The organism is Paractinoplanes ferrugineus (assembly GCF_016862195.1).
Lineage (GTDB): Bacteria > Actinomycetota > Actinomycetes > Mycobacteriales > Micromonosporaceae > Actinoplanes > Actinoplanes ferrugineus.
On the sequence record NZ_BOMM01000056.1, the window covers coordinates 69,814 to 89,792 of the forward strand.

Here is a 19,979-nt window from a genome sequence, read left to right on the forward strand (position 1 = left end):
CTAACCTCGACTTGTGCGGCAATACGGACAAGAGCGCGAGGTCGAGCCTGTCGTGATGACGGCGCTCGTGTTCCGCGCTGGGCCGCTCCTGTGCGCGCTGCGGCTCGAGGAGGTCATCGAGACCATGCGGCCGCTCGAGACCCAGCCGCTGGCCGGCACGCCGCCGTTCGTCCTCGGCATCAGCGTGCTGCGCGGCGTGCCGACGCCGGTGATCGACGTGGGGCGCCTGCTGCGCGGGGATCAAGGCGAAGCCGAACGGTACGTCGCGGTCCGCACCGAACGCGGCGCGGTCGCCCTCGCCACCGGCGAGATCATCGGCATCCGCAGCGTCGACACCACCACCGGTGCCCACCCGGCGCTGCTCGGCGGGCGGTCGAGTCGCCTCGTCGCCGGGGTCGGCACGGTCGGCGCCGAGCCGTTGCTGCTGCTGCAGAGCATGCGGGCGGTGCCGGACGACGTGTGGGAAGCGGCCGCCTCGGCCGGTGTGCCGTGACCACCGAGGCGGAGATCGGCCGGTTCCGTGAGCTGCTCGCGCGCTCGCTGGGCTGGACCTTCAGCGACCGCGACGCGCGCCAGCTCGGCCCGCTGCTGGCCGACCGGGCCCACACCCACCGGATGAGCCGCACCGAGTACGTCAACCGGCTGGCCGCCCGCCCCTGGAACGACGAACTGGTCGAACTGATCGAGCAACTGAGCATCACCGAGACCTACTTCTTCCGGCACGGCGAGCAGTTCCGCGCCCTGCGCGAGGAGGCCATGCCGCAGCGGGTGCTGGCTCGCGCGCCGCAGAAGGTGCTCCGGGTCCTCTCGGTGGCGTGCTCGTCCGGCGAGGAGGCGTACAGCCTGGCCATCGTGGCCCAGGAGGCGGCACCGGGGCCGGACTGGACGATCGACGTGACCGGCATCGACGCCAACCCGGCGGTGCTCCGGCAGGCCACCGAGGGCTGGTATTCGCCGTGGTCCCTGCGCGAGACACCGGCGGAGGTCAAACGACGCTGGTTCCGGGCCGGCGAGCGCGGCTTCCACGTGGTCGAGGAGATCCAGCGGCTCGTCCGGTTCCACCGGCAGAACGTCGCCGAGCCGGAGGATCTCGTCTGGCGCCCCGGCCAGTACGACGTGATCTTCTGCCGCAACCTGCTGATGTACCTGGTGCCGGAGGTGGCGCAGGCCCTCGTGACGCGGATGACCGAGTGCCTCGTCCCGGGCGGGTACCTGTTCCTCGGGCACACCGACTCGCTCGGCGCCGCCCCGGCCGGCCTGGAGCTGCGGCACACCCACGACGCGTTCTACTACCGGCGGCTGTCGGCTGCCGGCCCTCCCCCACCGCCCGCACCCCGGCCGGCCCCACCGGTCCCGCCGGTCGAGCCGTCCCGGCCCGCGGAGGACGTCTACCAGCGCACGTTGCTGCTGTTCACCGACGAACGCTACGCCGAGGCGCTCGCCCTGCTCCCGCACCCCGCCGGCCCGGCCGAGCGGCTGCTGTGCGGCGTGCTGCTGGCCCAGGCCGGCCGGCTCGACGAGGCGGTCGATGCGGCCCGCCGGCTGATCGACGACGACGGGCTCAACCCGGACGCGCATCAGCTGCTCGGGCTCTGCCTGGAGGGGGCCACGGCGGTGCCGGAGGCGCTCCAGCAGTACCGGCTGGCCGCGTACCTCGATCCGGACTTCGCCCTGCCACGGATGCGACTGGGGCTGCTGGCCCGGCGACAGGGCGACGACCGGGCCGCGTCCGGCGAGCTGGAGCGGGCGTTGGCGTTGCTGCCCGGTGAGCACGAGCTGCGGATCACCCTGTTCGGCGGCGGGTTCGGGCGGCTGGCGCTGACCGCGCTGTGCCGTTCCGAGCTGGAGGCCTGCGGGGTGCGCCGGTGACCACGGTCGAGCGCCGGATCACCCGGCTGCGCACCGACTTCGACCGGTCCTTCGCCCAGCCGCAGGACAGCCACGACGTCGAACACGTCGAGCTGCTCGCGGTGCGGGCGGCCGGCCGCCCGTACGCCCTGCGGCTGGCCCAGACCGCCGGCCTGCACCCCGACCGCCCGGTGACCCCGCTGCCCGGACCGTTGCCGGCACTGCTCGGCCTGGCCGGTTTCGTCGGCGCGGTGGTGCCGGTGTACGACCTGGCCGCGCTGCTCGGCCACCCGGCTGCCGACCGGCCGCGCTGGCTGGTCATGGCGGCCGGCACCCCGCTGCTGGCCCTGGCCTTCCACGACGTGGACGGGCACGTGCGGGTCGCGGCCGAGGCGATCATCAGCGAGGCGTCCGGCGACGGACGGCGGGGTGTGCTGCGCGGCATGGTCGCGCTCGACGGCGCCACCCGCCCGATCATCGACGTGCCCGCCGCCCGGGCCGTGGTGCATCAGATGGCCGGGCACGCGCCCGGAACCGAGGAGGGAGCGGCTCATGATGTCCGGTAAGACCTTCGGCTACAAGCTGGCCGGCGGCTTCGGCGTGACGCTGGCGCTGACCGTGCTGATGATCGCCACGTCGGTGCTTGCGCTGCGCTACGTGGTGCAGAGCAAGGACCAGGTGATCAAGTCGACGACCACCAGCCTGGTCGGCGCGGTGGAGCTCAGCCGCACGATGGAACGCCGGATCGGGGGTTACCGGGCCTTTCTGCTCAGCGCCGGGGACGAGTGGCTGACCGCCACCAACGCCGACCGCGCCATGTTCCTCACCCAGGTCGACCAGCTGCGCGGCACCCTGTCGGATTCGGCCGCGCTGAAGCTGCTCGACACCGTGTCGCAGGACGAGGCTACGCACAACACCATCGTCAACAGCCTGCTCGCCAAGCGTCAGGCCATGCGCGTGCCGGACATGGCCGCGCTCAACGATCCGCGGATCAAGCCCGCCCGGGACGCGATGCTCGCCGCGATCGACGCTCTCGTCGCCCGGATCCGCACCGACGTCGATGCCGACCGCTCCGCGTCCTCGACCCGGGCCACCTGGTCGATCGCCGCCATCATCGCCCTCGGCGTGGTGCTGGTGCTGGCCGCGGCCGCGGTGGCCTGGCGGCTCAGCCGGGACCTGCGCCGCGAGGTCGGCGCCGCGGTCGGGCACATCCAGAGCTCGTCGGCGCAGCTCGAGGCGGCGGCGGCGCAGCAGGCCTCGGGCGGGCGCGACCAGGCCAGCGCGATGAACGAGATCACCACGACGATCAGCGAACTGTTGATCACCTCGAGGCAGATCGCGGACAGCTGCCAGCGGGTGTCGAAGGTCGCCGAGGACACCGCGGACGCGGCCCGCACCGGCGACGCCACGATCGACCAGACCCGGGCGTCGATCACCGCCATCCGCACCCAGGTGGACCAGATCGTGCAGCACATGCTGGCCCTCGGCGAGAAGTCGCAGCAGATCGGCGGGGTCGTCGACCTGGTGTCCGAGCTCGCCGAGCAGACGAACATCCTGGCCATCAACGCGACCATCGAGGCCAGCGGGGCCGGCGAGTGGGGGCGCCGGTTCGCCGTGGTGGCCGAGGAGATCCGCAAGCTGGCCGACCGGACGGCGGGGTCGGCCAAGGAGATCCGGGCGATGATCGAGGACGTCCGCGGCGCGGTGAACACCACCGTGATGGCCACCGAGATCGGCGCCAAGGCCGTCGACGCCGGGTCCCGGCAGTTCGACGACGCCACCAGCTCGTTCCGCCGGATCGCCCAGCTCGTGGCCACCACCAGCGACGCCACCCGGGAGATCGAACTGTCCACCAAGCAGCAGACCACCGCTGTCGAGCAGGTCAGCTCGGCCGCCTCGGACACCGCCCGGGCCAGCCGGGAGACCGAGGCCAGCGCCGTGCAGACCAAGCAGACGGCGGCCCACCTGAGCACGCTCTCCGGTGACCTGCTCGATCTGGTCGGCAGCGGACGGCACTGAGGTGGCCGAGGCTCGGGACCCGCTGCGCTACTTCCGGATCGAGGCGCGCGAGCTGGTCGATCAGATCAGTGCCGCCGTCCTCGATCTGGACCAGGAGCCGGGGCCGGACCTGGTGGCGCGGCTGCTGCGCTACGCGCACACCCTCAAGGGCGCGGCCCGGGTGGTCAAACAGACCGAGATCGCCGACCGGGCGCACGAGTTCGAGGACGTCCTGGTGCCGCACCGGGGGTCGGCGGTCACCCAGATGCCCGCCGACGAGATGCGCGAGCTGCTGCGGCTCAACGACGAGATAGTCCAGTTCGTCCGGGCCCTGGAGCATCCGCCGCGGGAGAAACCCGCGGTGGAGCAGATCGACGACGAGGTGCCCGCTCCCCGCGCCGCCACCGCCGACCTGGACGAGTTGCTCGACGCGGTCGGCGAGGCCAGCGCCCGGATCGCCCCGCTGCGCGACGGCAGCCGCACCCTGGCCGGGATCCAGCGCCGGGTGGAGGCGTTCAGCGACCGGCTGCGGGTGGCCCGGCCGGGCGGCGACGCCGGGACCCGGGCCGCCGCGCAACGGCTCGCCGGCGACATGGGCGCGCTGGGGCGCCGCCTCATCGACGCGGTCGACCAGGTGGAACGCGAGCTCGACGAGGTGCGCGGCCGGGCCGAGGGGCTGCGGCTGGTCTCCGCCGGCACGATCTTCACGGCGCTGCACCGGGCCGTGCATGACGCCGCTGACGCCGAGGGCAAACGGGTCCGGTTCGCCGCCCACGGCGCCGAGACCCGGCTCGGCCCGCAGGTGCTCAACCAGGTCAACGGAGCCTTCCTGCACGTGGTGCGCAACGCGGTGGTGCATGGCATCGAGCCGGAGGCGCAGCGTATGGCGGCCGGCAAACCGGCCGAGGGATCGATCACCGTCGACGTGCAGCGGCGCGGCCGGTGGATCCATTTCCGGTGTACGGACGACGGCCGCGGCTTCGACCTGGCCGCGTTGCGTCGGGTGGCCGAGACGCGCGGCCTGCTCCCGGCCGGCAGCGAGCCCGACCCGCAGGAGCTGATCGATCTCGTGCTGCACGGGGGGATCAGCACGTCGGACGCGGTGACCGAGGTGGCCGGCCGGGGCATCGGCATGGACGTGGCCCGCGACGTGGCCCTGCAGCTCGGCGGCACGGTCAACATCAAGAACTGGCCCGGCCAGGGCGCCACCGTGGAGATCTCGCTGCCGCTGACCCTGCTGTCGATGAACGGGCTGATCGTCGAGGCCGGCGGCACGGTGGTGACGATGCCGCTGGACGCGGTACGCCGGTGTGTGCGGCTGCCCGCCGAGGACGTGACCACCGCCGCCGCCAGCGGCCGGTTCGCGCACGAGGGTCAGGTCGTGCCGTTCCTGCCGCTCGCCCGTTCGATCGCCCCGGCCGCGCCGGACCGGACCGGCTCCGGGGTGGCGATCGTGCTCTCCGCCGACGACGACACCGTCGCGGTCGGCGTGGACCGGCTGGCCGGCACCACCACCCTGGTCGCCCGGCCGTTGCCCGACCTCGCCCCGGCCGCGGCGGTGATCGGCGGCGTCGCCATCGACATGGACGGCAATCCGCGCCTCGTGCTGGACGCGCACGGCCTGGTCGCCGCGGCCCTGCAGGACATGAGCGTCGCGGGTTCCTCGCCCGAGCCCGGCCCCCGGCTGCCGATCCTGGTCGTCGACGACTCGCTGACCACCCGGATGCTGGAACGAAGCATCCTCGAGTCGGCCGGCTACGACGTCGATCTGGCCGCCTCCGCCGAGGAGGGCCTCGAGCGCGCGCACAAGCGGGACTACGGCCTGTTCCTCACCGACATCGACATGCCCGGCATGGACGGCTTCGGATTCGTCGCCACCACCCGGGCCGACCCGGCCCTCGGGCACATCCCGGCCATCCTGGTCAGCTCCCGCGCCACCGCCGAGGACCGGCGCCGGGGCCAGGAGGTCGGTGCCTCCGCCTACGTCATCAAGGGCGAGTTCAACCAGGAGGAACTGCTCGCCCACATCCGGAGGCTGATCCTCTGATGATCCGTGTGCTGCTGGTCGAGGACTCCGCAACGATGCGCGGGCACCTGCGCGAGTCACTTGCCGCCGACCCGGAACTACATGTCGTCGGAGAAGCAGCGGACGGGAAGCAGGCGGTCGAACTGGTCGGCCGGCTGCGCCCGGACGTCGTGACCATGGACATGATGCTGCCCACGATGAGCGGGCTGGCCGCCACCGAGCACATCATGGCCGAGCACCCGACCCCGATCCTGGTCGTCTCGTCGGCCGATCGGCAGGAGCTGTTCAGCACCTACAACGCGCTCGCCGCCGGGGCCGTCGACGTGCTGGAGAAACCGCGCGGCGACGCCAGCGACGCGGACTGGGGGCGGCGGCTGCGCTCGGCCGTCCGCCTCGTCTCCCGCATCCGGGTGATCACCCACCCGCGGGCCCGGCTCGACGGCCGCCGGCCCGAACCGCCGCCGCTGACCGCCGCCCCGCCGGACGCCCTGCGCCTGGTCGCGGTGGGCGCCTCCACCGGCGGGCCGCGCGCGCTCACCGACCTGCTCCGCTCGTTGCCGGGCGGCTTCCGGCCGCCGGTGCTCGTCGTGCAGCACATCGCGGCGAGCGAGCCGTTCGCCGTCGCGTTCTCCGACTGGCTGGCCGGGCAGACCGGGCTCGACGTCACCTACGCCCGCGACTGGACGCCCGTCGAGACCCTCGCCGGGCGGGTCGTGCTCGCCCCGCCCGACCGGCACATGCTGGTCCGCGACGGGGTCGTGCGGCTCAGCGACGCGGCCACCCGGCACTCCTGCCGGCCCTCGGTCGACGTGCTCTTCGAGTCGGTGGCGGTCGAGTGCGGCGACAAGGCGGCCGGCTGCCTGCTCACCGGCATGGGCCGGGACGGCGCCGAGGGGCTGTTGCGGATGCGCTCGCACGGCGCGGTCACCTTCGCCCAGGACGAGGCCAGCTGCGTGGTGTACGGGATGCCCCGCGAGGCCGCCCTGCTCGGCGCGGCCGCCTACGTGCTGCCACCCAACCGGATCGCGGCCCGCCTCGGCGAGCTGCACCCCGCCGGGAGCCGCCCATGAGTTTCCGGGTGCTCATCGTCGACGACAGCCTGACCGTACGGATGGACCTGCACGACATGTTCACCGCCGACGGCTTCGGCACGATCCTCTGCGCGACCGGCGCCGAGGCCCGCGACGCGTTCGCCGGCGACGAGTTCGACGCCGCCGTGCTCGACGTGCTGCTGCCCGACGCCGACGGCCTGGAGCTGCTGCGCGAGCTGCGCGGCAACCCCGGCCGCGGGCAGGTCGTCACCGTGCTGCTGTCCAGCGAGGACGAGGTCGCCGACCGGCTCGCGGGGCTGCGCATCGGCGCCGACGAATATGTCGGCAAGCCGTACGACGCCGGCTACGTCGTGGCCCGGGTGCGCCAACTGCTGGTCTCCGGGACGGTCGTGACCACCGCCGATCGCACCACCGTGCTGGTGATCGACGACAGCATCACCTTCCGCGAGCAACTGCGCGAGCTGCTCGAATCCGAGGGCTACACGGTGCTCACCGCGCCGAGCGGGGAGGAGGGGCTGCGCGTCGCCGCCGACCGCCGCCCGCAGGCGATCATCGTGGACGGCGTGATGCCGGGCATCGACGGCGCCACCGTGATCCGCCGGGTGCGGCTCGATCCGGCGCTGCGCGACATCCCGTGCATCCTGATGACCGCGGCCGACGACTACGCCACCGAGCTGCAGATGCTCGACGCCGGCGCCGACGCCTTCGTGCGCAAGCAGCAGAACCTCGCGATCGTGCCGGCCAAGCTCAACGCGGTGCTGCGGCAGAGCGCCGAGCAGCTGCCGATCGAGGTCACCGGCAGCCTGCACGGCCCGAGCAAGGTGCTGGCGCTCACCCCCGAACGGGACCAGCTGGCCGAGCTCGTCGGGGCGCTGCGGGCCGAGGGGTACGACGTGATCCCGGTCGCCTCCCCCGCGGACGCCCTGGACCTGCTCGCGGCCCAGCCGGTCGACTGCATAGTGCTGGGTCTGGGGCTCGTCGGCGAACTCGGCCGCGACGCCTGCCGGCGGATCAAGGAGGTGCCGGTGATCGGCGAGACGCCGATCGTGATGACCGGCGAGAACGATGACGACATGCTGGCCTGCCTGAGCGCCGGGGCCGACGACTACGTACGGTCGGGGGCCGGCGCCGAGGCGCTGCGGGCCCACGTGCGTACGCAGATCCGCCGCAAGCAGTCGCACGACGAGAGCCGCCGGATCCGCGAGGAACTGATGCGCCGGGAGCTCGACGCCGCCGAGGAGCGGTCCGCCCGGCATCTCGCCGAGACCCGGGCCGCCCTGGTCGAGGAGCTGGAGTGGCGCAACCGGGAGCTGGAGGCGTTCTCCGGCTCGGTGTCGCACGACCTGCGCGGGCCGTTGCAGGTGATCAGCAGTTTCGCCGAGCACATGCTCGACGACGACGACGATCCGCTGAGCCCGGAGGCCCGCCGCCGGCTGGGCCGCATCCAGGCCGCCGCCACCCGGATGGCCGATCTGGTGGAGTCGCTGCTGATCCTGGCCCGGGCGAGCCGCGGCGAGCTGCGCCGGGCCTCGTTCGACCTGACCGCCACGATCTGGAGCGTGATCGCCGACGTGGAGGCGCGCTACCCGGACCGCAAGGTCGCCTTCACGGTGCACGACGACCTGACCGTCGACGCGGACGAGGGCCTGGTGCGCGTCATCCTGGAGAACCTGATCAACAACGCGGTGAAGTTCACCGGCAAGATCCCGAGCCCGGCGATCGAGATCGGCTCGACCACGCTCGGGTTCTTCGTGCGGGACAACGGGGCCGGGTTCCCGGCCGGCAAGTCGGGTGAGCTGTTCCGCCCGTTCGCCCGGCTCCATCGGGCCGAGGACTTCCCGGGCACCGGAATCGGGCTGACCACCGTGCACCGCGCGGTGGAGCGGCACGGCGGGGAGATCTGGGCCGAGGGCGAGGACGGCCGGGGCGCGACGTTCTGGTTCACCCTGCCGGCGGCTACGGCGGTCAACGGCGATCGCAGAGCGCAAGCACGCAAACACGGATAACGATTTGAAATACTTTAAGTTTTCATTAATCCAATTCGCTGTCTCAGCTTTCGGAATGGAACGACGTTCTTATTTGCCGTCCAGCAAGAGATTAACAATCGCGCTGTGGATCATTTATCAGGGAAGCGCGGTAGATCGTTTTCTGCGCGTAAAATTGGCATTGATCCGCTTATGTTAGAATCGAGGATTCCGATAGCTTTAGTCCTTATTGACCGATTTATACGGCATTTCGGACAGTGGACAAACAAGCCTTGACCTGTGGCGCTTAGGCCTAATAGCGTGTGGAACCTCGCCACTCGGCCACCCCCGAGTGTGAGCCCGGACGGCCGTTCGGGTAAATTCGGCCAGCCCGGACGGTTGGAAACAACTGCCGACCGTCGAGCAACACGCAACTGACAGCGTCCTCGATTTATCTCAGAAAACGTGCAGGATTGCCGAGTCCGCCGCCACGGATTTAACCCGCGGCTAAGGACTAAGCAACCCCACGATCCTGGAGCTTGTGTGTCCGTCGACGACATCCTTGGCAGCGACCGATCCACGGAACTCACCGTGCCGCGAGCGCCGGTCCGTGCAGGCGACAGCAGTCGCCCGCGGGTCAGTGTCGTGATCCCGGCCATGAACGAAGCCCGGAACCTTCCGCATGTTCTGGGGCACATGCCGAAAGACATCGACGAGATCATCCTCGTCGACGGCAACTCGGTCGACGACACCATCGCCGTCGCCGAGGCCAACTGGCCGGGCATCAAGATCGTGAAGCAGGCCCGCCGCGGCAAGGGCAACGCCCTCGCCGCCGGCTTCGCCGCCTGCACCGGCGACTACATCGTCATGATCGACGCGGACGGGTCGATGGACCCGCGCGAGATCCCCCGCTTCACCGCGGCTCTCGACGCCGGCGCGGCCTACGCCAAGGGCAGCCGGTTCGCCGAGGGTGGCGGCAGCGACGACATCACCGCCCTGCGCCGGGTCGGCAACTGGGGCCTGAACTACATGACGAACGTGCTGTTCCGCACGAGCTTCTCCGACCTCTGCTACGGCTACAACGCGTTCCGCAAGGAGTGCGTGACCATCTTCGCGCTGCCCGACCACGCCGACACCAGCGGCCCGCGCTGGGGCGACGGTTTCGAGATCGAGACCCTGATCAACACCCGGGTAGCCAAGGCCCAGGTGCGCATCGACGAGGTCGCCAGCTTCGAATTCCGGCGGATGTTCGGCCAGAGCAACCTGCTCACCTTCCGCGACGGCTTCCGCGTGGTCCGCACAATCATGCGCGAGCGCTTCGGCTTCGGCGCCCCGCACGAGGTCCCCGCCGGCCAACCCACCAAAGCCGCGTAACTACACACACCGAGGCCGTCCGGCGACATGCCGGACGGCCTTTTCGTCCGGGAATCGCGAGTTGCCTGCCTTGTCCATATCTGCGACTGCGTCTCCCCAGCGAACGGAGGCTGGCCAAAGCGGCAAATTCCACAGACCATTGCGGTCGACCCACACTGCCGACCGGCGCGGAACGCTGGACCTAGGGCGCTGCGCCCGACCCGGTGCGGGACGGGAGAATTGGCTCGCCCGATCATGCGTGAGCAGCGCCGCTCCCGCAAGAGGCCCCAGCCCACGTTCAGCCGGATGGCGTACGGTCGCTGACCGGTCCCAGGCCCGCCCACCGATGCCCTCGACAGGAGTTTCGACCTCGTGAACCACCGCCGCTGTTACCGTGATGGCATCTCCCAGGCGATGCTGTCCCGGCTCGAGAAGGCGGTGCGCCGTGGGCGCTGAGAACCGGCCCGCCGGCCGCGTCTACGGCAGCTCGCAGCCCCACGACTCCGACGACGAGCCCGCCGCGGCCAACGGATCGCACCCGCAACAACAGACCCCCGGCAACGTGTACGGCGGCGCCCAGCCCTCCTCGGCCGCCCAGTCCCCCTCGGCCGCCCCGCCCTCCTCGGCCGCCCAGTCCCACCCGGCCACCCAGCCCTCCGCCGCACCCGCCCCAGCCGCACCCAAGCCGGGCCTGCCTCAGTCCGCGCCGCCCAAGCCCGCGCCCCCCAAGTCCGGCAGCGTCTACGGCGGTGCACCCGCGGCGAATCCCGCCGCCCCGCCGCCGGCCGCGCCCGTCTCGGCGCCCAGGCCCGGGAACGTCTACGGCGGCCCGCAGGCCAAGCCCGCCGAACCGTCGTCCGCGCCCAGGAGCGGCGCCGTCTACGGCGGCGGACCGCAAGCCAGGCCCGCCGAACCGTCATCCGCCCCCAGGAGCGGCGCCGTCTACGGCGGCGGACCGCAAGCCAAGCCGGCTGACCCGAAGTCCGGCAACGTCTACGGCGGCGCGTCGCAGGCGAAGCCCGCCGAGCCGTCATCCGCCGCACCAGCGTCGGCCGCTCCCAGGTCCAACGGCGTCTACGGCAGCGGACCGCAAGCCAACCCAGCCGCCCCGACGTCCGCCACGCCCAGGTCCGGCAACGTCTACGGCGGCGGCGCACAGGCCAAGCCCGCCGAACCAACGTCCGCCCCCAGGAGCGGCAGCGTCTACGGCGGCGGACCGCAAGCCACCCCGGCCGAACCGGCCCCCGCCGCACCCACGTCCGCCGCGCCCACATCCGCAGCGCCCAAGTCCGCTCCACCCAAGGGCGGCAGCGTCTACGGCGGGTCCCGAAGCAGGCCGGCCGAATCCACGTCGCCCGCGTCAGAGGACGACGTGAACAGCGGTCCGCAGGCCAAGCCCACGTCCGCCGCCAGGTCCGGTGGCGTCTATGGGGGGAGCCAGTCGAGGACCGACCAACAGCCGGCGATGCCCGACTTCGTCTCGCCGACCGTCTCGGTGCCGGCAGTGCCTGGCCGGCCGACGTCCGGCTCGGCGCCGGGTAAGCCGGCCGCCCGGGTCTACGGCGCGCCGCAACCGAAGGCCGACGAGGCCGAGGCTGCCGAACCCCAGGCCCCCCAGCCTCAGACCGCCGAACCGAGGGCAGCCGAACCGAGGGCCACAGGACTCAGGGCCGCCGAACCGATGGGCGCCGACCCGAGGGCCGGCGGACCGAGGACCGACGGACCGAGGACCGACGGACCGAGGACCGACGGACCCGGAGGTGCCGACCGGGCGGGGACGAAGGTCGACGCCACGACGGCGATGCCGCCCGTGGTTCCGGCTGACTCGAGGACGGCTGGGAAGAACGCAGCCGGCCCGAAGTCGGCCGCGAACAAGGTGGCCGAGACGGGGCTGGCTGAAATAGGGCTGGCTGAGACGAAGCCGGCCAAGACAGGATTGGCTGAGACAGAGCCGGCCGAGACGAGGTCCGCCGGGGTCAAGGCGAAGAAGGGCAAGAAGAAGCCGGCGGCGCCGCCGGAGCAGGCGATGACGGAGATTCTGCGCGCTGATGCGCCGGACCTCACCGAGGTGCTGGTGGTCGACGAGCCGCCACCGAATCCCACGCATGCGGTTCAGACGCGCAACGCCGCGATCGCGGCCCTGATCGTGTCGGTGGTGGTGGCCTTGAGCACGGGGGCCGACCTGCATTATCCGGGTCGCATGGCGTTCACCGTACTGTTCGCCGGGTTTGTGTCGGGGTGGGTCGCGGTGGCCTACATCCGGTTCCGGGAGCGGCTTGTCGAGATCGTCGCGTCGGTGGCGTTGAGTGCGTCGATGGGCATCATTCTGGCGATGACCCAGCTGCAGACCCACCTGTGGCATTCGCGGATCTGGGTCACCGCGTGGGCCGTGCTGGCCGCCGGCGCCGCCATCCCGCACATTCTCCGGAAGGGCCGTGACCTGTGACCGTCTATGCCGCAACCGGACCGCGGGCGGACACGGCCGCCAAGCCGGCCCCCGCCCCCGCCACCGGGCACGCCTGGCGTGACCGGGACACCCTGATCGCCGCCGGCACCACCCTGCTCGGGGTGATCCTCTGGGTGGTCGGCGCGATCATGACCAACCCGCGCAACGCGAACGGCTGGGGCCTGGCGTCGGTGTTGCCGTGGCCGGTGTGGGCCGGCCTGGTCCTGACCGCGGGCGGTTTGGCCTGGGCGATCCACCATCGGCTGGCGCGGGAGCAGCTGGGCGTCACGCTCGGCCTCCTGATCTTCCAGATGTTCGGCCTGCCGCCGCTCGTCGAGGGCTGGGCGCGGACCAGTACGGCCTGGGTGCACCTGGGCTTCATCGATCAGTACGCGGTGTTCGGCGAGAGCGCCAAGAACATCGACGCGCGGTTCAGCTGGCCCGGCTTCTTCTCCTGGTGGGGCATGCTGACCGACGCGATCGGGGCGCAGCGGGTCGCCCAGGTCGCCAACTGGTGGCCGCTCGCGTGCGCGCTTCTCACGGCGGCGCTGATCTGGCGGCTGGCGCGGGCGCTGGACGTCTCCTATCGCGGTGCCTGGTACGCGGCGGCGCTGGCCAGCGTGCTGAACTGGATCGAGCAGGACTACTTCTCGCCGCAGTCGGTGGGCTTCATGCTCTCGCTGGCCGTGGTGGTGCTGCTGCTGGCCGAGCCGCAACAGCGCCGGGCCCGGGAGCGTGTCGGCAGCCTCGTGCTGGTCGCGATCTTCGAGATGGCGATCGTGGTTACCCACCAGCTGACCCCGTTCATGCTGGGTGCGCAGCTGGTCGTCCTCCTGATCGCGCGGCGCAAGGTACGCGCGGTCAAGGGCGTGTGGACCGCGATCGTCGTGCTGGCCGCGTCGCTGCTGACGTGGTTCGTGCTGGGGGCGCACGAGTTCTGGTCGGGTCAGGCGCTCAAGCTGCTCACCGACAACTTCGGCGACGTCGGGGCGTCGGTCGGCGTCAACCTCACCGACCGCATCGTCTCGGTCGACGAGGGCATCGCGGTGATCCGCAAGCTGCGCATCGTCTACTTCCTCGGCACCCTGCTGCTGGGCGCGATCGGGCTGTTGCTGCGGCTACGGCGTACGAAAGCGGGTTGGCGCCTCTGGAGGGCCGACCGCTCGTTCTGGTTGCCCGCCCTGCTGATCGCGGCGCCGTTCCCGGCGGTGGTGCAGAGCTACGGCGGCGAGCTGTTCCTGAGGGTCGCGCTGTTCGCCATGCCGGTGTGTGCGGTCATGGGTGGCGAGGCGCTCGACCGGCTCAGCTCGTGGAAGCCGAAGCTGGCCGTCGTGCCGATCGCCGCGCTGGCCGTGCTGTCGTGCGCGCTGGTGCTGGTGCGCGGCGGTAACGACGGGTTCGCGTACATCTCCGGCAACGAGGTCAAGATCGTGGACGCGGCGGTGGCGGCGACGCCCCGGAACGGCGTCCTGATGTTCGCCCGCGACCAGGGCCCGGAACGGCCCGAGGGGGTGACCACGATCCAGTGGGCGTCGGTCGGCGGCGTGTGCGGCGAGCAGGTCGCCCTCAGTGACTGCGCGGGACAGCAGAACGCCGACACGGTGGTGGTGACGCGGTCGATGGTCAAGTGGGGTCAGCTCGGTGAGGGCATGCCGGCCGACTGGGCCCAGTTGGAGATCACCAAGATGGTCAGCGACGGCTTCTACCGCGTACTGACCCAGAACAGCGACGGCATCGTGCTGGTCCGCACGAACACGGAGGCCACGACCAATTGATCCAGGCGCTGAACATCATGTCCGGCATCCTGTTCGTACTGGTGCTGGCGACCGCGCTCGGCCGCGGCATCGTGGCCGAGCTGGACGGCAATCCGGCCGGCAACACGCCGCCGGTGACCGTACGGGGCAGGCAGTTCCACGTGATCGCCAAGATCATGCTGATCGTGCTGCTGGCCGCCCTGGCCGTCTGTCTGTTCCTGCGGATGTATGTCGAACTCCGCCACCGCTGACCGCGTCCGGAAGGTGCTCGTCGTTGCGTTGTCACTGGCCGTACTCAATGCCCTGCCCGCGGCGGCCAAGGTGACGCCGCGTCATCCTGGCCCGGTGCTCGGGGTCTCGCACACGCAGTTCACCGCCGACGGGCTGAGCGCCGCCGACCAGCGGGCCCGCGACTACCTGGCGTCCGCGCCGATCGCCGGCAACCAGCACATCATGGGCTGGGGCGCGCTCAACCCGGAGCCGGCCCCGGGCGTCTTCGACTGGGCGTCGCTCGATCACCGGATGGAACTGCTCAAGCAGACCACCGCCGACCCGGTGATCACCCTGTGCTGCGCGCCCGACTGGATGAAGGGCGGCCGGGCCGGGCAGACCGACTGGACCAGGATCGAGGCGCCGCCCGTCGAGAAGCACTTCGACGACTTCGCCCGGCTCGCCGGCGCGGTGGCGGCGCGGTACCCGTACGTGCGTAATTTTCTGGTCTGGAATGAACTCAAGGGTTTTTTCGACCTTGATCGGAACACCTGGGACATCGAGGCCTACACCCGGCTCTACAACAAGGTCTACCTGGCGGTCAAGAAAGCGAACCCGCAGGCCCGGATCGGTGGCCCCTACATGGTGATGATCTCGTGGGCCGAGGACCGTTCGTCGATGAGCGGCCCGTGGGGCGGCGTCGAGCAGCGGATCGTCGACTCGATCGACTACTGGATGCGGCACAAGGTCGGCGCCGACTTCATCGTGGTGGACGGCTCGAACGCGACCCGCGACGAGAAGCTGCCCGGCGGGGACGCGGCGGCCACCCAGAAGTTCGCCGACATCACCCGCCAGCTCTACCGACGCACCGGCCTACCGGTGTGGTGGGCGGAGATCTACCCCGAGGTCGAGGACGACAGCCTGCCCGCCGACTCGCCACGCCGCGCCGCGATCACGCTGCTGGCGCTGGCCCGGATGGTCGAGGCGGGCGCCGAGAAGATCCTGCTGTGGCAACCGCAGGCCGATGACGGCTTCGACTCGGTCGCGCTCTGGAGCGACACCCGCGTGACCGACGGTGGCCGGCCACTGCCACTGGCCGCCGCTTTCGCGTGGCTGGCCCGGGCGGCGGAGGCGGGCCGCCCGGTCACCTCCGAGTTCGACGGCCGGAGCGTCCGCGTCAGCGACGGCCGTAGCAGCGTGTCGATCTCCTTCTAGGGAATGTAGAACAAACCGTCCGAAACGACGTTCGACCCCGGCGCGACCACGGCCACGGTGTGTCTACCCGGGGCCAGACTGCGGACCCACAGCGCCGCCGACCGCCCGGTGAACGTCCAGGTCAGCTTTGCGTTCTTGGCACCGGCGACGAGCGCCTTGCCGCCCAGACAAGACCCACCGGACCGCGACGACCATTTACCTGAGCGTTTGGCCGAGCTCTCCGCGACGGGCACGGCCCGGCCAATCCTTCGCCGAGATCGTGAACGTGGTCGTGGTGTTCGGCCGCACTCCACTGTTCCACGAGGTCGACGTCACGGACAGTGCGGCCTTCGCCGGTGCGGTCCCGTTCAGCGACCCGACACGCACGTCATCGGCGGCCCGATAAGTCAACGTCACCGGCGCGTACGCGGTCGAACAGGTTCCGCCCTCGCAGCACGACACCGGGCGCCCCGGGAACGTCGGCGTCGTCACGTCCCCGAACACCCGGGCGGCGTCGGTGACGGCAGTCGCCCCGTACAGCTGAATGGCCCTGACCTCGTGACTCGGAGTAGCCGCCGCCGATGGACAGCTTCCGAACCACGCCTCGACAGTCGCCGATCTTCATGGAAAAGGGGCCGTCAGCCGCGGAGACAAGACCGCCGGCCGCGAAATGAGGCCACCGGCCACGAGGGTGGAGGCCGCCCGGTCTTGTTGATCTTCCGGAGGAGCGAAGCCGATCGGCGGTCGCCGGGGGCAAGCGGGCGACCGCCGATCGGGGCTCATCTACTCGGTGCCGGCAATGGCACCGGGCCGCACCTACTCGGTGCCGAGGGCGGCCACCGGGCTTACCTTGGCGGCACGCCGCGCGGGCAGGATGCCGGCGGCTGCGGTCAAGAGGACCAGGATGACGAAGACGACTGCCAGCTGAGCGACCGGCAGGCTCAAGGGTGCGTTGACGCCCAGGGCCTTGACCAGCAGCCAGGCGTACGGGACGCCGAGCAGCAGGCCCAGCGCGGCGCCGATCACACCGTAGAGCGCGGACTCGGTGGTCAGCATGATGCGCAGGGCGCCTCGGGACAGGCCGACCGCGCGCAGCAGGCCGGATTCGCGGACGCGCTCGACCACCGAGAGGGCGGTGGTGGTGCCGACGCCGACCACGGCGATCATCACGGTCAGGCCGATCAGGCCCAGGGCGATGCCGAGCAGGATCGTCAGTTGCTGGTCGATCTCGTCGCGCTGGTCGGCCAGGACGTTGACGCCCCACTGGCCGCCGCCGGACTGCGCGTTGAGGTCGGTCAGGGCGCGCCGGCCGTCGGTGCGGCCCTGTTCGCCGGTGGTCGAGGCGTCGGCGAGCAGGCCGGAGAAGCCGGCGCCGGCGCCGAGGGCGGTCAGGTCGGCCGGGTCGATGACGGCGGCCGAGCCGAGCGGCGCCGAGTCGGGCAGTTTCGCCACCACGGTCAGCGTGGCCTTCTTGGCCTCGTGCGACACCGTTGCCTTGTCGCCGACCTGCAGGCCGGTGAGGTCGGAGGTGAAGCCGGAGATCGCGATCTTGCCGGGGCCCAGGTCGGCCAGGCTGCCGGCGGCCACGTCGAGTTTCTTCAGTTCGGGCAGGGCGGCGATGTTCAGGTCGTTGGCGTCCAGTCCCTTGATGTCGTGGCCGGCGAACTGGATCTCGAGGCGCCGGTACGGCGTGACATTGGTGAGCTCCTTACGGCTCTTGAGCGTGTCGACCGCGGCCGCGGTGATCAGTGGCTCGTCGCGGGCGGTCAGTTCGTAGTCGGCGGGGGCCGACGAGGCGACCTCGCGGTCGGCGAGCAGCCGGATGGAGGCACCGCCGACCAGGGCGCCGGCGATGAGGGTGACGCCCAGCGCGACGACCACGCTGACCGCGGCGGCCCGGCGGGGGGCACCGCCCACGCCCCCGGCGGCGAGCCGGCCGACCGGGCCGGAGCGCCGGATCGGCATGCCGAGGACGGCGAGGACGGGCCGCACGAGGGCCGGGCCGAGGGCGATGAGGGCCAGGAAGGCGAACCCGCCGGAGGCGACGACGGCCAGCATGTTCTGCGTGGGGTCGTAGTCCTTGGGGTCACGGCCGGGCAGCTGGCTGATGACGAATGCGGCGAGCGAGCCCGCGATGGCGAACATCAGCAGGCCGACCGCCCAGCGCAGCTTGCCGATGTCGGTGCGGCCGCCGGTGGTGCCGGAGCCGCGCAGCGCTTCGAGCGGCGAGACCCGGGCGGCGGTGAAGGCGGGTGAGACCACCGCCACCGTGGTGATCACCACGGCGAGCACGATGGTGAGCAGGGCCGGTTCGAGCGGGAAGCCGGGCGAGGCGATGTCCGGTCCGAACGCGCGGGCCAGGGCCGGGACGAGATGCCCGGCGCCCAGGGCGAGCAGGACCCCGACCGTGCCGGTGACCAGGCCGGTCAGAACGCCCTCGACGGCCAGCGACAGGCTGAGGCCGCCGCGTCCGGCACCGACCGCGCGGAGCAGGGCGAGCTGCTTCATCCGCTGGGCGAAGACGATGCGGAAGGTGGAGGCGGCGACGAGGCCGGCTGCGACGACCGAGACGGCGACGAACACGAAGATCACCGTGAAGACGTCGTCGACGTCGGCGGCTTTCTGCCGCGCCTCGGCCAGCCGCACCTCGGCGCCGGTTTCGACGGCCGGCTTCGTGCCGTCCTTCACCTTGGCGGCACCGGCGGCGACGATCGTGGCGATCTGGTCGCGTACGCCGGAGGTGTCCGAGCCGCCGTCCAGGCGTACGTCGATGCGCTGCAGGAACTTGGTGTTGATCAGTGTGGAGACGGTGCTCTGCGGCGCGTACGCCTGGAAGCCGTAATCCTCGGGGCCGGAGACGATCCCGACCACCGTCAGCGTCCGGGGGTTTAGCGGTTTGCCCTCGTCGGAGTATTCGAAGGTGGCCTTGGTGGTGCCGCCGACCTTGAGTCCGAGCCGGTCGGCCGTCCGCGCGGTCACGGTGACCTCGCCGGGTGCGGTAGCCAGCCGGCCGCTGGTCAGCTTGATCACCGACAACGGGCCGCTGCCCGGGTCGCCGGAGACGTTGAGGTATTCGGCGCCGATCTGGCCGCCCGCCTCGACCCGGCCCACCGTCTCGGCGACTCCGGGGAGCTTGGCGATGGCGGCGAGCTCGGTGGTCCCGACGGTGCCGTTGGAGACCACCAGGTCGACGGCCTCGGGCGTACCCGACAGGCCGTTGAGCACGCTCCGCTCGGTGATCGTCTGGGCGAGCACGGTGGCGAAGACGACGAACGACACGACGAGCACGGCCAGGCCGGTGAGCAGCAGCCGGGCCGGGCGACGCCCGATGCCGCGGAGCTGGGTGCGCAGGACCGCGTTCATCGGTTGGCCGCCAGCGCCTGCAGGGCTTCGGTGACCGACGCGAGGCTGGGCCGCTCGACCTCGCCGGCGACGCGGCCGTCGGCGAGCATGACGACCCGGTCGGCATAGGCGGCGGCGGCCGGGTCGTGGGTGACCATCACGACGGTCTGGCCGAGCTCACGCACCGAGTTGCGCAGGAACAGCAGCACCTCGGCGCCGGAGCGGGAGTCCAGGTTGCCGGTCGGCTCGTCGGCGAAGACCACCTCGGGCCGGGGGACGAGGGCCCGGGCGACGGCGACGCGCTGCTGCTGGCCGCCGGAGAGCTCGCTGGGCCGGTGGCTGAGCCGGGCGGTGATGCCGAGCGACTCGGTCAGGTGGTCGAACAGCTTCCGGTCCGCCTTTCGGCCGGCCAACTCCAGCGGCAGCAGGATGTTCTGCTCGGCGGTGAGCTGCGGCAGCAGGTTGAACGACTGGAAGATGAAGCCGATCCGCTCCCGGCGCACCTTGGTGAGCACCCGGTCGGACTGCCGGGTGAGGTCGGTGCCGCCGAGCAGCGCCTGCCCGGAGGTGGCGGTGTCGAGGCCGGCCAGGCAGTGCATCAGCGTCGACTTGCCGGAGCCGGACGGCCCCATGATCGCCGTGAACTGGGCGCGGGTGAACCCGACGGTCACCCCGTCCAGGGCGCGTACTGCCGTGTCGCCGCTGCCGTAGACCTTCACGAGGTCCACCGCCGCGACGGCGGCGAGCGTGTCCTGGGCCGCCATCTGGGTCTGCATGTCCAACTCCGGTTCA

Annotated in this window: 15 protein-coding genes; 12 read left to right on the forward strand and 3 right to left on the reverse strand. The window is 71.6% G+C overall.

Annotation, left to right across the window (positions count from 1 at the left end):
• The first annotated feature begins 55 nt into the window (after window positions 1-55).
• From Afe05nite_RS31760 to Afe05nite_RS31795, 8 genes are all read left to right on the forward strand, one after another.
• Window positions 56-493, forward strand: a complete 438-nt coding sequence (locus Afe05nite_RS31760; RefSeq protein WP_203820947.1) for a chemotaxis protein CheW — start codon at window positions 56-58, stop codon at window positions 491-493.
• Complete coding sequence (locus tag Afe05nite_RS31765; protein ID WP_203820948.1) at window positions 490-1,869, forward strand: CheR family methyltransferase; 1,380 nt, start codon at window positions 490-492, stop codon at window positions 1,867-1,869. The genes Afe05nite_RS31760 and Afe05nite_RS31765 overlap by 4 nt, the downstream gene beginning before the upstream one ends.
• Window positions 1,866-2,414 (forward strand): chemotaxis protein CheW, encoded by a 549-nt coding sequence (locus tag Afe05nite_RS31770; protein ID WP_239118330.1) that lies wholly within the window; start codon window positions 1,866-1,868, stop codon window positions 2,412-2,414. Before Afe05nite_RS31765 ends, Afe05nite_RS31770 begins: the two co-directional genes overlap by 4 nt.
• Complete coding sequence (locus Afe05nite_RS31775; protein WP_239118331.1) at window positions 2,401-3,867, forward strand: methyl-accepting chemotaxis protein; 1,467 nt, start codon at window positions 2,401-2,403, stop codon at window positions 3,865-3,867. Before Afe05nite_RS31770 ends, Afe05nite_RS31775 begins: the two co-directional genes overlap by 14 nt.
• Window positions 3,830-5,893: a hybrid sensor histidine kinase/response regulator gene (locus tag Afe05nite_RS31780; protein WP_239118332.1), complete on the forward strand. Its 2,064-nt coding sequence runs from the start codon at window positions 3,830-3,832 to the stop codon at window positions 5,891-5,893. Before Afe05nite_RS31775 ends, Afe05nite_RS31780 begins: the two co-directional genes overlap by 38 nt.
• The gene (gene cheB, locus Afe05nite_RS31785) at window positions 5,893-6,942 is read left to right on the forward strand and encodes a chemotaxis-specific protein-glutamate methyltransferase CheB (protein WP_203820949.1); all 1,050 of its coding nucleotides are present in this window, start codon (window positions 5,893-5,895) and stop codon (window positions 6,940-6,942) included. Before Afe05nite_RS31780 ends, cheB begins: the two co-directional genes overlap by 1 nt.
• Window positions 6,939-8,930 carry a response regulator gene (locus Afe05nite_RS31790; protein ID WP_203820950.1) on the forward strand — a complete coding sequence of 664 codons (1,992 nt, stop codon included), beginning with the start codon at window positions 6,939-6,941 and terminating at the stop codon, window positions 8,928-8,930. The genes cheB and Afe05nite_RS31790 overlap by 4 nt, the downstream gene beginning before the upstream one ends.
• Before the next feature lie 615 nt (window positions 8,931-9,545).
• Window positions 9,546-10,262 (forward strand): glycosyltransferase family 2 protein, encoded by a 717-nt coding sequence (locus Afe05nite_RS31795; protein WP_203820951.1) that lies wholly within the window; start codon window positions 9,546-9,548, stop codon window positions 10,260-10,262.
• A gap of 456 nt (window positions 10,263-10,718) precedes the next feature.
• On the opposite strand, the gene Afe05nite_RS31800 is transcribed toward Afe05nite_RS31795, so the two are convergent.
• On the reverse strand, window positions 10,719-10,925 hold the full coding sequence (locus Afe05nite_RS31800; RefSeq protein ID WP_203820952.1) for a hypothetical protein: 207 nt from the start codon (window positions 10,923-10,925) through the stop codon (window positions 10,719-10,721).
• Between the two features lie 1,117 nt (window positions 10,926-12,042).
• Here Afe05nite_RS31800 and Afe05nite_RS31805 point away from each other — a divergent pair.
• The 4 genes from Afe05nite_RS31805 to Afe05nite_RS31820 are packed head-to-tail and all read left to right on the forward strand — an operon-like array spanning window position 12,043 to window position 15,866.
• Window positions 12,043-12,687: a hypothetical protein gene (locus Afe05nite_RS31805; protein ID WP_203820953.1), complete on the forward strand. Its 645-nt coding sequence runs from the start codon at window positions 12,043-12,045 to the stop codon at window positions 12,685-12,687.
• Window positions 12,684-14,462 carry a hypothetical protein gene (locus Afe05nite_RS31810; protein WP_203820954.1) on the forward strand — a complete coding sequence of 593 codons (1,779 nt, stop codon included), beginning with the start codon at window positions 12,684-12,686 and terminating at the stop codon, window positions 14,460-14,462. Before Afe05nite_RS31805 ends, Afe05nite_RS31810 begins: the two co-directional genes overlap by 4 nt.
• Complete coding sequence (locus tag Afe05nite_RS31815) at window positions 14,459-14,692, forward strand: hypothetical protein (RefSeq protein ID WP_203820955.1); 234 nt, start codon at window positions 14,459-14,461, stop codon at window positions 14,690-14,692. Before Afe05nite_RS31810 ends, Afe05nite_RS31815 begins: the two co-directional genes overlap by 4 nt.
• Before the next feature lie 13 nt (window positions 14,693-14,705).
• Window positions 14,706-15,866, forward strand: a complete 1,161-nt coding sequence (locus tag Afe05nite_RS31820; RefSeq protein ID WP_203820956.1) for a GH39 family glycosyl hydrolase — start codon at window positions 14,706-14,708, stop codon at window positions 15,864-15,866.
• Window positions 15,867-16,661: 795 nt separating this feature from the next.
• Here Afe05nite_RS31820 and Afe05nite_RS31825 read toward each other — a convergent pair.
• Complete coding sequence (locus Afe05nite_RS31825; protein ID WP_203820957.1) at window positions 16,662-19,208, reverse strand: FtsX-like permease family protein; 2,547 nt, start codon at window positions 19,206-19,208, stop codon at window positions 16,662-16,664.
• The gene (locus tag Afe05nite_RS31830) at window positions 19,205-19,963 is read right to left on the reverse strand and encodes an ABC transporter ATP-binding protein (protein WP_203820958.1); all 759 of its coding nucleotides are present in this window, start codon (window positions 19,961-19,963) and stop codon (window positions 19,205-19,207) included. The genes Afe05nite_RS31825 and Afe05nite_RS31830 overlap by 4 nt, the downstream gene beginning before the upstream one ends.
• Window positions 19,964-19,979 lie beyond the last annotated feature (16 nt).

Coding starts and splice junctions, on each gene's coding strand:
- Afe05nite_RS31825 (WP_203820957.1), bottom strand. CDS start 19,208: ATGAACGCGGTCCTGCGCACCCAGCTCCGCGGCATCGGGCGTCGCCCG.
- Afe05nite_RS31760 (WP_203820947.1), top strand. CDS start 56: ATGACGGCGCTCGTGTTCCGCGCTGGGCCGCTCCTGTGCGCGCTGCGG.
- Afe05nite_RS31830 (WP_203820958.1), bottom strand. CDS start 19,963: ATGCAGACCCAGATGGCGGCCCAGGACACGCTCGCCGCCGTCGCGGCG.
- Afe05nite_RS31795 (WP_203820951.1), top strand. CDS start 9,546: ATGAACGAAGCCCGGAACCTTCCGCATGTTCTGGGGCACATGCCGAAA.
- Afe05nite_RS31790 (WP_203820950.1), top strand. CDS start 6,939: ATGAGTTTCCGGGTGCTCATCGTCGACGACAGCCTGACCGTACGGATG.
- Afe05nite_RS31775 (WP_239118331.1), top strand. CDS start 2,401: ATGATGTCCGGTAAGACCTTCGGCTACAAGCTGGCCGGCGGCTTCGGC.
- Afe05nite_RS31805 (WP_203820953.1), top strand. CDS start 12,043: ATGCCGCCCGTGGTTCCGGCTGACTCGAGGACGGCTGGGAAGAACGCA.
- cheB (WP_203820949.1), top strand. CDS start 5,893: ATGATCCGTGTGCTGCTGGTCGAGGACTCCGCAACGATGCGCGGGCAC.